This is a genomic window from Actinomadura bangladeshensis (genome assembly GCF_004348335.1).
Lineage (GTDB): Bacteria > Actinomycetota > Actinomycetes > Streptosporangiales > Streptosporangiaceae > Spirillospora > Spirillospora bangladeshensis.
In genome coordinates this window covers 1-12,149 of the sequence record NZ_SMJW01000236.1, presented here as the reverse complement: position 1 = coordinate 12,149, position 12,149 = coordinate 1, and the positions used below count along the sequence as shown (strand labels likewise).

Below are 12,149 nucleotides of genomic sequence, written 5' to 3'. Positions count from 1 at the left end.
TCCCTGCGCTGGGTGGGGCGGCCTCGGGGGAGGCTGAGGCGGCGCGGCGGGTGCTTATCCCCCCGGATGCACTAACCGCGCTGCCTCGGCCACTCACCGCGCGGCGGCTGCTCAACCGGCTCGCGCGGGCGCTGCGTCGGCAGGGATGGACGGTGGATCGCCGGTACTTCGAGACGCCGCCCATGCTGCGCGTGTTCTTCCCCGGCGCGCCCTGTCTGGGCGACAGCGTCACCATTGCCGCCGGGGACGGCGGCTGGTGGTACCGCTCCAGCACCGGGGAACTGCTGGCGCCCTGCTCGGATATGGAGCTGGCGGTCTCGCGCGTGATGACGGCGTTGGACCGGTGGATCTCGGCCGCGGGCTCGTTCGGGGAGACGGACGGGTCCTGATGGACGCCGGGGCGGCCCTCGCCGAGATCTCCGAACGCTTCGAGGTCACGTGCTGGCGGGGCCGCTACACGCGGTCGCTGTGGGCACTCGTGCGCTGCGACCGTGGGTGGCGCTTGGTGGAAGCGGTATCGGTTCGAGAGCTGGTCATGGCCATCACGCATCCTGACGGGTGGCCCTGGCCCTGACGGCCGTACGGCACAGGAAACGGTGGGGGCACCGTGGGTTCCTGTGCCGTACGGTCGTCGCCATTCAAGAGCGGACACCACTACTGGCAATGTGGCTCGGGCCTAAAGGTCCCTGGTCCGTTCGTCCAGATCGTCAAGTCTGGCGCCGAGGTGACGGAGTTGGCCGCGAATGTCCTGAAGCTGGGTGAACAGGAGTCGGAACTCCTCGCTCCGCTCAGGTGTGGCCTCGCCGGCCTCTTGCACGTCCCCGGGGCGGCGATGACGCATGACTGACCGGACGTACCTCGGGGCTCGGCACAGGCGGCGCTGAGCGAGCGTGAGGCAGTCTCGCCGTTGGCCAAGACGCCGTACGACCTCCGGCATGCGGCCGTGTCGACGTGGCTCGGTGCGGGCGTCCCTCCGGCTCAGGTCGCCGAGTGGGCGGGGCATAGCGTCGCCGTCCTGCTCCGCGTCTACGCCAAGTGCGTGGCCGGGCAGGAGGACGACGCCAAGCGCCGAATCAGCGAAGCGACCAGGCCAAAGACGCCTTAGAACTTCGGCACGTATTCGGCACAGACGGCTGTAGGAGACCGTTAACGATCAGAGACAGCCGGACAGAACGAGAACAGCCCCTGACCGGGTCGTGCCTGGTCAGGGGCTGTTTCTGCTGGTGTGGCGGGTCCAGGATTCGAACCTGGGTAGGCTAAGCCGACGGATTTACAGTCCGCTCCCATTGGCCACTCGGGCAACCCGCCGCGCGATGGCACTGGAAAGAATAGCGGACGTCGGGAGTGGGTGTGACATCGAGGCGCGGGGTCGGGGGCGTGGGCTTGATCGTTTGGAGTCGATACGCTCTGGGGATCGGGAAGTTGCTGCTGAGGGGATGTGTGGGCCGTGGCCGACTCGTCGTTTGACATCGTGTCGAAGCTCGACCGGCAGGAGGTCGACAACGCGCTGAACCAGGCCGCCAAGGAGGTGGCCAACCGGTTCGACTTCAGGAACGTGGACGCGGGGATCAAGTGGTCCGGTGATTCGATCGAGATCCAGGCGAACACCGAGGAGCGGGCCAACGCGGTGCTGGACGTACTGAAGGACAAGCTCGTGAAGCGGGGCATCTCGCTCAAGGCGGTCGATCCGGGTGAGCCGAAGCTGTCCGGGAAGGTGTACAAGCTGGGCGTGGGGCTCAAGGAGGGCATCGCCCAGGAGGACGCCAAGAAGATCGGGAAGATCATCCGGGATGAGGGGCCGAAGGGTGTGAAGGCCCAGATCCAGGGGGACGAGTTGCGGGTCAGCTCGAAGAAGAAGGACGACCTGCAGGAGATCATCGCGCTGCTCAAGGGCAAGGATCTGGATGTCGCCCTGCAGTTCGTCAACTACAGGTAGTTCTCTCTCAGAGCGCGCCGGCCCTCTCCCCCGCAGAAGGGGCCGGCGTGCTCTCGTGTTCTATGACGCGGCCGGGGGCGGAGTGGTTCGGGCCTTTCAGCGGCGGCCCGCCATGCGTTCCAGGCGGGCGATGCGGTCGGCCGTGGGCGGGTGGGTGGAGAAGAGCCTGCCTATGCCGGCGCCCGCGAAGGGGTTGGCGATCATCAGGGAGCTGGTGGTCGCGAGTTCGGGATCTTGCGGCAGGGGCATCGCGCGGGTGCCGGCGTCGATCTTGCGGAGGGCCGAGGCCAGGGACAGAGGGTCGCCGGTGAGGCGGGCGCCGGCGGCGTCGGCGGAGTACTCGCGGGTGCGGGAGATCGCCATCTGGACGACCATGGCGGCCACCGGGCCCAGGACGAGCATCAGGAGCGCGCCGAGGATGCCGGGGCCGTCGTCGTCCTCGGAGCGGCCGATGGGGAGGAAGATCGCCAGGTGGGAGAGGTAGGTGATCACTGTGGCGATCGCGGCGGCCACGGAGGAGATCAGGATGTCCCGGTTGTAGACGTGCGAGAGTTCGTGGCCTAGGACGGCCCGCAGTTCCCGTTCGTCCAGGATGTGCAGGATGCCGCGGGTGCAGCAGACGGCGGCGTTGCGCGGGTTGCGGCCGGTGGCGAACGCGTTGGGCTGGCGGGTCTCGGAGATGTAGAGGCGCGGCATCGGCTGGCGGGCGGACGTCGAGAGTTCCCGGACGAGCCGGTACAGGGTCGGGGCCTCGACCTCGCCGACCGGGTGGGCGCGCATGGAGCGCAGCGCGATCCGGTCGCTGAAGAAGTAGGCGACGCCGTTGGTGCCGAGGGCGATCACCAGCGCGATCGTCAGCCCCGTTCTGCCGCCGAACGCCCATCCGGCGACGAGCATCAGGGCGGACAGCGCGGCGATCAGTGCTGCCGTCTTGACGCCGTTACTACGCACTTCCGTCTGCCTCCCCGTCGACTCCGGCATGAACATCAACGGTTTGACCTGGGTGAACGTTCCCCGGTCAGGTGGCCTGCGACACCGTCTGCAGGACGATCTGCGGGGCCGCCGACAGGACGATCGCGCCGGCCGCGGTCGCGATGATCGCGGCGCGGGCGGGCGGGCCCGGCGCTACGTCGTGCTCGTCCGAGGGCGACGGCGTGAACAGGCGGACGGCCCAGGCCAGGTAGTAGTACAGCCCGATCACCGTGTTGATCGCCATGACCACCGCCAGCCAGGTTACGCCGCCCGCGACCGTGGCGCGGAAGACGACGACCTTGGCGAACAGCCCCATGACGCCGGGCGGCAGTCCGGCGAGGCAGATCAGGAAGAAGGCGAGGGCGGCGGCGGTGGCGGGGCTGCGGCGGGCCAGGCCGCGGTAGTCGTCCAGCGTGCGGCGGTGGTGGTAGGCGATGACGACGGCGAACGCGCCCAGGTTCATGACGGCGTAGAGGGCGACGTAGGCGGTGGTGGCGGCGACGGCCTCGGGGAGGCGGTGCGAGCCGACCGCCAGGGGCGCGAGCATGTAGCCGGACTGCGCGACGGACGACCAGGCCAGCAGCCGGATCGCGGTCCGCTGGCGGAGGGCCAGCAGGTTGCCCAGGGTCATGGTGAGCGCGGCCAGGACGGCGATCACCGGCCCCCACACGTGCCCGTACGCGGGCAGGCCCAGGGCGAGGACGATCGCCAGGCCCGCGAAACCGGCGGCCTTCGAGACGACGGACAGGAACGCGGCGACGGGCAGTGGGGCGCCCTGGTAGACGTCCGGCGCCCAGAAGTGGAACGGGACGGCGGCGACCTTGAACGCGAACCCGGCGAGGACGAGGACGGAGCCGACGGAGGCGATCGGGTCCAGGTCGGCGGGCAGCCGCGAGAGGGCGGGCGCTATCCGGTCCAGGTGCATCGCGCCGGTCGCGCCGTAGAGGAGGCTGATCCCGAACAGCATGATCGCGGTGGAGACGACCGAGACCAGGAACAGCTTCAGGGCCGCCTCGGACGCCTTCCCGTCGTAGCGGCGGAGGGCCGTGAGTGCGAACACCGGCAGCGAGAGGGTTTCGAGCGCGACCACGAGGAGGACCAGGTCGCGGGCGGCCACCAGCGCCAAGGCCCCGATAACGGCGGAGAGCAGGAGAAAGTGGTACTCGCCTACCGGCATCTTCGAGTCGGTGATCTCGCGCAGCGAGAGGAGGACGACGACCACTGCGGCGCCCAGGACGATCCCCTGGAAGAGGAGGGTGAAGTCGTCCGCGACGTAGGAGCAGGACCGGGGGCCGTCGGAGCGCAGGCCGCCCGGGAGGCAGAACGTGGCGCGGCGGTCGCCGGAGGCCAGGGCGATCACGGCGATCAGCGCCGCCAGCAGCGAGCCCGCCGAGAGCAGGGACAGGACGCGGCGCGGCATGTCGAACGCGTCCGCGAGGAGCAGGACGATCGCGGCGACGGCGAGGATCAGCGGCGGCGCGATCGCCGCGTAGTCGATGCCCTGGATCATCAGCCGCCTCCGAACAGCGCGCGGACGGGGCCGGTGGTCACGTCCAGCAGGGTCTTCGGCCAGAGGCCGACGAGGAGGGTGAGCGCGATCAGCGGCACCCAGGCCGCGTACTCCTGGACGGAGACGGCGGCGACCGGACCGCGCGGCACCCCCTCGGGGGCGGGTCCGTGGGTCAGCTTCGCGAGCATCCGCAGGAAGTAGGCGGCGGTGAGGACGGCGCCGAGCGCGGCGACGGCCATGAACGTCACGAACGTCTCGCGGGGCAGGTCGGCGTGCGGGCGGTACGCGCCGATCAGCGCGAGCACCTCGCCCCAGAAGCCGGCGAGGCCCGGCAGCCCGAGCGACGCGACGGACGCGAACGTCAGGATCGAGGCCAGTCGGGGCGACGTGCCGAGCATGCCGCCGCCGATCGCGGCCATGTCGGTGGTCGACCAGCGCTCCTTGACCGACCCGGCGAGGAAGAACAGCAGGCCGGTGATCAGGCCGTGCGCGATGTTGCCGAACAGCGCGGCGTTGATCCCGACGGGGGTGAGGGTCGCGATGCCGAGCAGGACGAAGCCCATGTGCCCGACGGACGAGTAGGCGATCATCCGTTTGAGGTCGCGCTGGGCGAGGCAGGCGAGGGCGCCGTAGATGATCCCGATGACGGCGAGGAGGCCGAGCCACGGGGCCCAGAACGCGGCGCCGTCCGGGGCGAGGGGCAGGGCCACGCGGACCAGCCCGTAGGTGCCCATCTTCAGCAGCACGCCGGCGAGCAGGACGGATCCGACGGTCGGCGCCTCGGTGTGCGCGTCCGGCAGCCAGGTGTGCAGCGGCCACATCGGCGCCTTGACGGCGAAACCGACGCCCATCAGCGCGAACGCCGTGATCTGGATGCCGCGCGTCAGCCCGGATCCGTGCCGGGCGGCGAGCGCGGTCATGTCGAGCGTGCCGGACGTCGCGCCGACCAGCAGCATCCCGGCGAGGAGGAGGCCGGAGCCGAGCAGCGTGTAGAGGATGAACTTGTAGGCGGCGGCGCGGCGTCCCGTCCCGCCCCACAGCATGATCACCACGTACATGGGGACGAGGACGGTCTCGAAGAACACGAAGAACAGCACGAGGTCGAGGGCGGCGAACGTGCCGAGCATCCCGATCTCGAGGACGAGCAGGAGCGCGGTGAGCAGCCGGATCCGGCCGCCCGCCGGCGGGTGCCGCAGCGTGTAGAGGAAGCACAGGAACGTCAGCAGCGCGGTGAGGACGACGAGCGGCAGCGAGATCCCGTCGACGCCGAGGTGGAAGCGCAGCCCGATCGCGGGCGCCCAGGGCCGGTCGATCTCCAGTTGCATGCGGGACGTGGCGCCGAAGTCGAACGCGGTCAGCGCGGAGATCGCGACGAGCAGCGTCGCGGCCGACACGGCGGTGCCGAAGGCCCGGACGGCGAAGTCCGTGCGCAGGAACCGGTCCGCCGGGACGAGCAGCGCGAGCGCCCCGGCCAGCGGGATCGCCATCATGAGCACGAAGATCACAGGAGGAGCACCACCCCGGCCACGATGACGACGACGCCGGCGAGCAGGCCGGTGAGGTAGGTCTGCGGGTTCCCGTTCTGCGGGAGGCGGGACAGCTCCGCGAGGCGGCGTGCACCGCGTCCCGTCCCGACGACGGCGGCGTCCACGCCGGCGCGGTCGAACGCCACGACGTAACGCGCCAGGGCCTTCACCGGACGGACGATCGCCACCGCGTACAACTCGTCCACGAAGAAGCCCCGCGCGAAGACAGGACGGACCGGCCCAAGCGCGCGCGCCGGATCCAGTGCCGGGTCACGGTTCCACACCAGGAAGGCGACACCTGCCCCAAGCGCCACCAGCAGAACACTGAGTAGCGAGGCTCCGAGGTGCGGGCGCAGTTCCGAAGCCCCGAGCCCGAAGAATCCGAGGATCGCGGCAGGGACGGCCAGCGCCGCGACCGTCCACGACATGAAGCGCGACGGGTCGCGCACCTCGTACGATCCGCGCGTCTCGCCGAAGAACATCATCAGCCACGTGCGCATCGCGTAGGCCGCCGTCAGGACGACCGTGACCAGCAAGCCCAGATAGACCAGCCACGCGACCCCGCCCGGCACGTCCACGGTGTAGGCGGTGGCGACGAGATCCGCTTGGAGCACTCCGCCCGTCACGGTTGCTTGGATCGCGTGGCAGTCGATCGGCGGGTCCGTCAGGCACCCCTGGAACAGACCGGAGGGGAACCCGGTCGGTGAGGCGGCCGGCACCTCCGGAGGCATGACGGCGCCGGGCGCGGAGAAGGCGGCCGACTCGCCGCCGTGCAGGGCCGAGTGCTGGGCGGCCTCGATGACGGAGTCCTTGGAGAACCAGCCGCTGAACGGCGGGACGCCCGCGAGCGCGGCCAGGCCGACCGTCATCGCCCCGAACGTGATCGGCATGCCGCGCCGGAGGCCGCCGTAGTCGCGGAGCATGTTCGACCCGGCCGTCACGATGACGCATCCGGCGGCGAGGAACAGCAGTGCCTTGAACGCGCCGTGCGTGAGCAGGTGGAAGACGGCCGCGGACTTCGCGCCGACGGCCAGCCCGGCGGCCATCACCGCCAGCTGGCTGATCGTCGAGTACGCCAGGACGCGTTTCAGGTCGTCCTGCGCGAGGGCGGCGCAGGCCGCGCCGACCATGGAGACCACCGCGATGACGCCGAGGACGGCGAGCGCGTCCGGCGCCGCGACGAACACCCCGTACACGCGGGCGATGACGTAGACGCCGGCCGCGACCATCGTCGCCGCGTGGATGAGCGCGCTGATCGGGGTCGGGCCCGCCATCGCGTCCGGGAGCCAGGTGTGCAGCGGGAACTGGGCGCTCTTGCCCGCGACGCCGGCGAGCAGCAGCAGCGCCGCGGCCGTGACGGTCGCGGCGGGCAGGTCCGGCGCCGACGCGGCGATCGCGGAGATGTCGAACGTCCCGGCGCCGACGCCGAGGACGATCACGCCGATCAGGAAGCCGGCGTCGCCGAGCCGCGTGACGAGGAACGCCTTGACCGCCGCCCGCGAGGTCGCCCGCTCCTCCCAGTGGTGCCCGATCAGGAAGTACGAGCAGATGCCCATGACCTCCCAGCCCACGTACAGCAGCAGGAGGTCGCCCGAGTAGACGACGAGCAGCATCGCGGAGGTGAACAGCGAGATGAACGCCGCGTAGGACGAGTACCGCCGGTCGCCGCGCATGTAGGCGACCGAGTACACCTGGACGGCGAGGGCGACGCAGCAGACCATGAGCGCGACCGCGGCGGACAGTCCGTCCACCTGCAGCCCGACCTCGATCGGCACCGAGCCCGTGTCGACCAGTGTGAGGACGCCCGTCCGCGGCCCCGGGTCGCGCCAGACGACGAACGCGACGATCGCCGACAGCACCGCCGAGACGCCGACCGGGACGCACGCGATCACGCCGGGGCCGCCGCCCGGCAGGCCGCGCACGGCCCGGGTCAGGGACGGTCCGAGCAGCATCCCGGCGAACGCGGCGAGGAACGGCAGCAGGGCCACCAGCGAGGCGAGCCAGATCATTGCGCGTCGACCGCCTCGGGCTCCGGTTCCGGCTCGGCCGGACGACGCGGCGGAGCGCCCCCGTCCTCCGCCAACGTGCGCAGCCGGTCGACGTCGATCATCTTCCGGTTCCGGAACACCAGCAGGACGATCGCGAGCCCGAGCCCGATCTCCGCCGCCGCGATCACGATGGTGAACAGCGTGAGGACCTGGCCGCCGTGCAGCTTGTCCTGATACCAGACGTCGAACGTGACGAGGTTCAGGTTGACCGCGTTCAGCATCAGCTCGACCGACATCAGCACGAGGATCGCGTTGCGGCGCGCCAGCACCCCGTACACGCCAACGGAGAACAGCAGCGCGGCGACGACCGTCGGATAGGCCAGATGCATCAGCCCTCCTCCCCCGGCCCGGACGCCTCCGGGGCTGACGCCTCCGGGGCTGACGCCTCCGGGGCTGACGCCTCCGGGGCTGACGCCTCCGGGCCGATGTCGGAGCGCGACAGGACGATGGAGCCGACCAGCGAGGCCAGCAGCAGCACCGACAGCACCTCGAACGGCAGCACCCACGTCCGGAACACGGCGGCGCCGAGCTCCTCCGCCGACCCGCCGCCCGCGCGCAGCGGCATCCGCTCGTCCCGGAACCCGATGACCATCACCGTGACCAGGACGGCGGCGGTGCCGCCGGCGACGGCGAGCGCGGCCCACCGGTTGCCGGAGTCGAGGTCGGCGGACTCCCCGATCGGCGCCCGCGTCAGCATGATCCCGAACAGCAGCAGCACCACGATCGCGCCGACGTAGATCAGGACCTGCACCCAGGCGACGAACTCCGCGGTCAGCACCAGGTAGCCGCCCGCGAGCGCGCCGAACGACACGACCAGCCACAGGGCCGCGTGGACGAGCCGCCGCGTCGTCACCACCAGGATCCCGGACCCGACCGCGACCACGCCGAGCAGCGTGAACACGACCTCCTGCCCGCTCACCGGCCCGGACCCCGGCGCGCCGCGCGGGCCGCCGCCTTCTCCGCCGCGGCGATCTCCTTCGGCGGTTCGGCGGACGGGTCGTGGGCCTGCGGCGGCGGGACGGTCCACATCCATTCGCGGAGCCGCTCCTTCTCGTGGGTCAGCTCGGCGATGTCGTACTCGGCGTACTCGAACTCCGGCGACCAGAACAGCGCGTCGAACGGGCACACCTCGATGCAGATCCCGCAGTACATGCACAGCGCGAAGTCGATCGCGAACCGGTCGAGGACGTTGCGGGTCCGGGGGCGTCCGCCGCCCTCGGCCGGGAGGGTCTCCTTGTGGGAGTCGATGTAGATGCACCAGTCGGGGCATTCGCGGGCGCACAGCATGCAGACGGTGCAGTTCTCCTCGAACAGCGCGATGACGCCCCTGCTGCGCGGGGGCAGATCGGGTTGCACTTCGGGGTACTGACGCGTTATGGACCGCCGCGTCATCGTCCGCAACGTGACCGCCAGCCCCTTGGCCAGCCCGCCTCCTGGTAGCCGTCCCACGCGCCCCATGATTGCGTACGACGGGCCCCGGGGGAACGCGATGGGCTCGGCATTCGTCCTACCTGCAGTAGGCCGTGTGGTATGTGGCGCGCTTACGGGCAGGGAGGGGATGTGAGCCAGCACGCAGACCGCCCGTTCGATCCCGAGCAGGGCCGCCGGCCGCGTCCCGCCCCCGGGCTCCCGCATCAGGGGCACACGCAGCCGAACCGCCGGCCGGCGCCGCGGGCGTACGGGCCGTCCGGGTGGCGCGCTCCCGGGGCCCCGTTCCCCGGCCCGCCCTTCCCGGGGCCGCCGGTTCCCGGGCCGGCCTCCCCTCCGGTGCCGCCCGCGGGCTCGGACGCCGCCGGCGGCGTGCTGTGGGCTTTCGTGCCGTTCATCACATTGGGCTACGGGACGCCGTTCTCGTTCCTCTACGCGGCCATCCGGCGCGGTTCGTGGGGGCTCGGCGCCACCGCCGCCGGGTACGGCGCCGGCACGGCCGCCGTCGTGACGCTGATGCAGTCCGGGAACGCGGTGCTCACCGTGCTCGGGTCGTTCGTGGCGATCCTGCTGTGGCTGGCCGGCACCGGGCACGCGTTCGCGGTCCGGACGTCGGTCTTCCCGCGCGAGGCGCCCCGCAACCGGCAGAACGAGCGCGCGATCGAGTACGCCAGGTACCGCCGGACGCTGCGCGAGGAGGCCCGCGCGCTCGCCGCCGACGACCCGGCGCTGGCCCGCGAGCTGCGGATCGGCCGTCCCGACGCGCCGCGCAGCTACGACGACGGCGGCCTCGTGGACGTCAACGGTGCGCCGCGCGAGATCATCGAGGCGCTGCCGGGCATGACCCCGGAGATGGCCGAGCGGGTCGTCCGCCGCCGCGAGGAGCACGGCGGGTTCGTGTCGGCCGAGGAGATGGCGGTGGACGCCGACATCCCGGCCGACGTCCTCCCCCTCATGGCCGACTACACGATCTTCCTGCGCTGACCCTCCTGCGCTGACCTTCCCGCGCCGACTCAGAGCGCGACGCTGAGGACGCCGGTCAGCGCGAGCTGCGCCAGCGACAGCGGGACGAGCCACGCCCAGGCGAGCTTCTGCAGCTGGTCCTCGCGCATGCGCGGGTAGCTGACCCGCAGCCAGATGACGCAGAACGCCAGCACGGCGATCTTGAGCAGCGTCCAGAGCCAGCCCAGCTCGGTGTTCAGGAACGGGCCCTTCCACCCGCCGAGGAACAGGACGGTCGTGAGCGAGCACAGCACCACGATCCCGGCGTACTCGGCGAGCAGGAACAGCGCGAACCGCAGCCCGCCGTACTCGGTGTACGGGCCGAAGATGATCTCCGAGTCGGCGACCGGCATGTCGAACGGCGGGCGGCGCAGCTCGGCGAGGCCCGCGACGAAGAACACCACGGCGCCGACGGCCTGCCACGGCAGCCACCACCAGCGCCACTCGTCCACGATCCCCGGCAGCGACAGCGTGCCCGCCGCCATCGCCACCGACGACGCCGCGAACACCATCGGCAGCTCGTAGGACATCAGCTGCGCGGCCACCCGCATCCCGCCGAGCAGCGAGTACTTGTTCGCCGACGCCCAGCCCGCCATGATCGCGCCGATCACGCCGACGCCCATGACGGCGAGCGCGAAGAAGATGCCGGGACCGAGGTCGAGCGCGACCTGGCCGCCCGGCCCGACCGGGATCACCAGCAGGACCAGCAGGTACGGGACGAGCGCCACGCCCGGCGCCAGCTTGAACACCCACCGGTCGGCGTCGCGCGGGACCACGTCCTCCTTCTGCGCGAACTTGACGCCGTCGGCCACGAGTTGCGCCCAGCCGTGGAAACCGCCCGCGTACATGGGGCCGAGGCGGCCCTGCATGTGCGCCATCACCTTGTGCTCGGCCTGCCCCACCAGCAGCGGAAGCAGCGCGAACGCCGCCGCGACCAGGGCCAGCTTGACGACGACCTCAAGCATCGGGCCCCTGCCCTTCTGGGGGACGCCCCCCAGACCCCCGAGGGGCCCTGGCGCGATCCTCGCTCCGCTGGCGCTCCGCTGCGGTCGCCCAAGGGCCGTCCTCGGGCACGCCAGGCGGGCGGACGCGGCGGCGGCTCGGGGCGCCGTGACCCGACTCGCCCGGTTCCTTGGCGCCCGGCCATGGTTTCGCGACGCGGGCGGCGAGGACGAAGTCCTTGCGGAGCGGATGGCCCTCGAAGCCGTCCGGCAGCAGCAGCGGGACGAGGTTCGGGTGACCCTCGAACAGGATCCCGAACATCTCCGCCGTCTCGCGCTCGTGCCAGGCGGCGCCCCGGTAGACGCCCGTCGCCGTCGCCAGCACCGGGGCCCGCCTCGGGACGCGGGTCCGGACCAGCAGGTGGTGGCGGCGCTCCAGCGAGTACACGTGGACGACGACGGCGAAGCCGTCCTCCAGTTCGTCCACGCCGGTCAGCCAGTCGAAGAAGCCGCAGGCCAGGTCGTCGCGCGCGAAGGTCAGCGCGTCCACCCAGTGCTCGGGCGGGACCCCGACGGCGAGGCCGCCGGACGTCTCCTCCGTGCTGACCTCGTCGCCGAACCGGGCCGTCCAGGCGTCCGCCAACCCGGCGGTCACCGCTCGCGCCCGATCCGGTCGTCGTGGTCGTCGTCATCGTCGTCGACGAGGCCCGGAATGATCGACGGGTCGTGGTCGGCCGACCGGACGCGGCGCCTCTCCGTCTCGTCCTTAAGGGGCGGGACCGGGCG

The 12,149-nt window shown here is 71.5% G+C and carries 13 protein-coding genes and 1 tRNA gene; 4 read left to right on the top strand and 10 right to left on the bottom strand.

Translation table 11 applies throughout. The features are described from left to right. Both E1284_RS42680 and E1284_RS32110 read left to right on the top strand, forming a co-directional pair. Nucleotides 1-389 (top strand): hypothetical protein (locus tag E1284_RS42680; RefSeq protein WP_207924071.1); only part of this gene is annotated, 389 nt, incomplete at its 5' end. 518 nt (nucleotides 390-907) lie between these two features. Continuing rightward, a complete protein-coding gene (locus E1284_RS32110) occupies nucleotides 908-1,105 on the top strand; it encodes a site-specific integrase (RefSeq protein WP_207924070.1) in 198 nt (65 codons plus the stop codon). A gap of 121 nt (nucleotides 1,106-1,226) precedes the next feature. On the opposite strand, the gene E1284_RS32105 is transcribed toward E1284_RS32110, so the two are convergent. Continuing rightward, a tRNA-Tyr gene (locus E1284_RS32105) sits at nucleotides 1,227-1,308 on the bottom strand. Nucleotides 1,309-1,447: 139 nt separating this feature from the next. Here E1284_RS32105 and E1284_RS32100 point away from each other — a divergent pair. Next, nucleotides 1,448-1,936, top strand: coding sequence for a YajQ family cyclic di-GMP-binding protein (locus tag E1284_RS32100; protein ID WP_131943911.1), 489 nt, complete (start codon nucleotides 1,448-1,450; stop codon nucleotides 1,934-1,936). Nucleotides 1,937-2,032: 96 nt separating this feature from the next. Here E1284_RS32100 and htpX read toward each other — a convergent pair whose 3' ends face one another. The 7 genes from htpX to E1284_RS32065 form a co-directional block, all read right to left on the bottom strand. After that, nucleotides 2,033-2,887: a zinc metalloprotease HtpX gene (gene htpX / locus E1284_RS32095; protein WP_207924069.1), complete on the bottom strand. Its 855-nt coding sequence runs from the start codon at nucleotides 2,885-2,887 to the stop codon at nucleotides 2,033-2,035. Nucleotides 2,888-2,954: 67 nt separating this feature from the next. Beyond that, nucleotides 2,955-4,418, bottom strand: coding sequence for an NADH-quinone oxidoreductase subunit N (locus E1284_RS32090; protein WP_131943910.1), 1,464 nt, complete (start codon nucleotides 4,416-4,418; stop codon nucleotides 2,955-2,957). Next, nucleotides 4,418-5,923 (bottom strand): complex I subunit 4 family protein, encoded by a 1,506-nt coding sequence (locus E1284_RS32085; protein WP_131943909.1) that lies wholly within the window; start codon nucleotides 5,921-5,923, stop codon nucleotides 4,418-4,420. Before E1284_RS32085 ends, E1284_RS32090 begins: the two co-directional genes overlap by 1 nt. Further along, the gene (locus E1284_RS32080) at nucleotides 5,920-7,953 is read right to left on the bottom strand and encodes an NADH-quinone oxidoreductase subunit 5 family protein (protein ID WP_131943908.1); all 2,034 of its coding nucleotides are present in this window, start codon (nucleotides 7,951-7,953) and stop codon (nucleotides 5,920-5,922) included. Before E1284_RS32080 ends, E1284_RS32085 begins: the two co-directional genes overlap by 4 nt. Then, on the bottom strand, nucleotides 7,950-8,321 hold the full coding sequence (nuoK, locus tag E1284_RS32075) for an NADH-quinone oxidoreductase subunit NuoK (RefSeq protein ID WP_131943907.1): 372 nt from the start codon (nucleotides 8,319-8,321) through the stop codon (nucleotides 7,950-7,952). Before nuoK ends, E1284_RS32080 begins: the two co-directional genes overlap by 4 nt. Next, on the bottom strand, nucleotides 8,321-8,911 hold the full coding sequence (locus tag E1284_RS32070) for an NADH-quinone oxidoreductase subunit J family protein (RefSeq protein ID WP_207924068.1): 591 nt from the start codon (nucleotides 8,909-8,911) through the stop codon (nucleotides 8,321-8,323). The genes nuoK and E1284_RS32070 overlap by 1 nt, the downstream gene beginning before the upstream one ends. Next, complete coding sequence (locus E1284_RS32065; RefSeq protein ID WP_424923519.1) at nucleotides 8,908-9,441, bottom strand: NuoI/complex I 23 kDa subunit family protein; 534 nt, start codon at nucleotides 9,439-9,441, stop codon at nucleotides 8,908-8,910. Before E1284_RS32065 ends, E1284_RS32070 begins: the two co-directional genes overlap by 4 nt. A gap of 111 nt (nucleotides 9,442-9,552) precedes the next feature. On the opposite strand from E1284_RS32065, the gene E1284_RS43350 reads away from it, so the two are divergent. Continuing rightward, entirely contained in the window at nucleotides 9,553-10,404 is an 852-nt protein-coding gene (locus E1284_RS43350; protein WP_243714876.1) for a ComEA family DNA-binding protein, read from the top strand. A gap of 29 nt (nucleotides 10,405-10,433) precedes the next feature. Here the strand turns inward: E1284_RS43350 and E1284_RS32055 are convergent, their stop codons facing one another. Next, nucleotides 10,434-11,387, bottom strand: a complete 954-nt coding sequence (locus E1284_RS32055) for a complex I subunit 1/NuoH family protein (protein WP_131943904.1) — start codon at nucleotides 11,385-11,387, stop codon at nucleotides 10,434-10,436. Then, nucleotides 11,380-12,018: an NADH-quinone oxidoreductase subunit C gene (locus E1284_RS32050; RefSeq protein ID WP_243714875.1), complete on the bottom strand. Its 639-nt coding sequence runs from the start codon at nucleotides 12,016-12,018 to the stop codon at nucleotides 11,380-11,382. The genes E1284_RS32055 and E1284_RS32050 overlap by 8 nt, the downstream gene beginning before the upstream one ends. Between the last annotated feature and the right edge of the window lie 131 nt (nucleotides 12,019-12,149).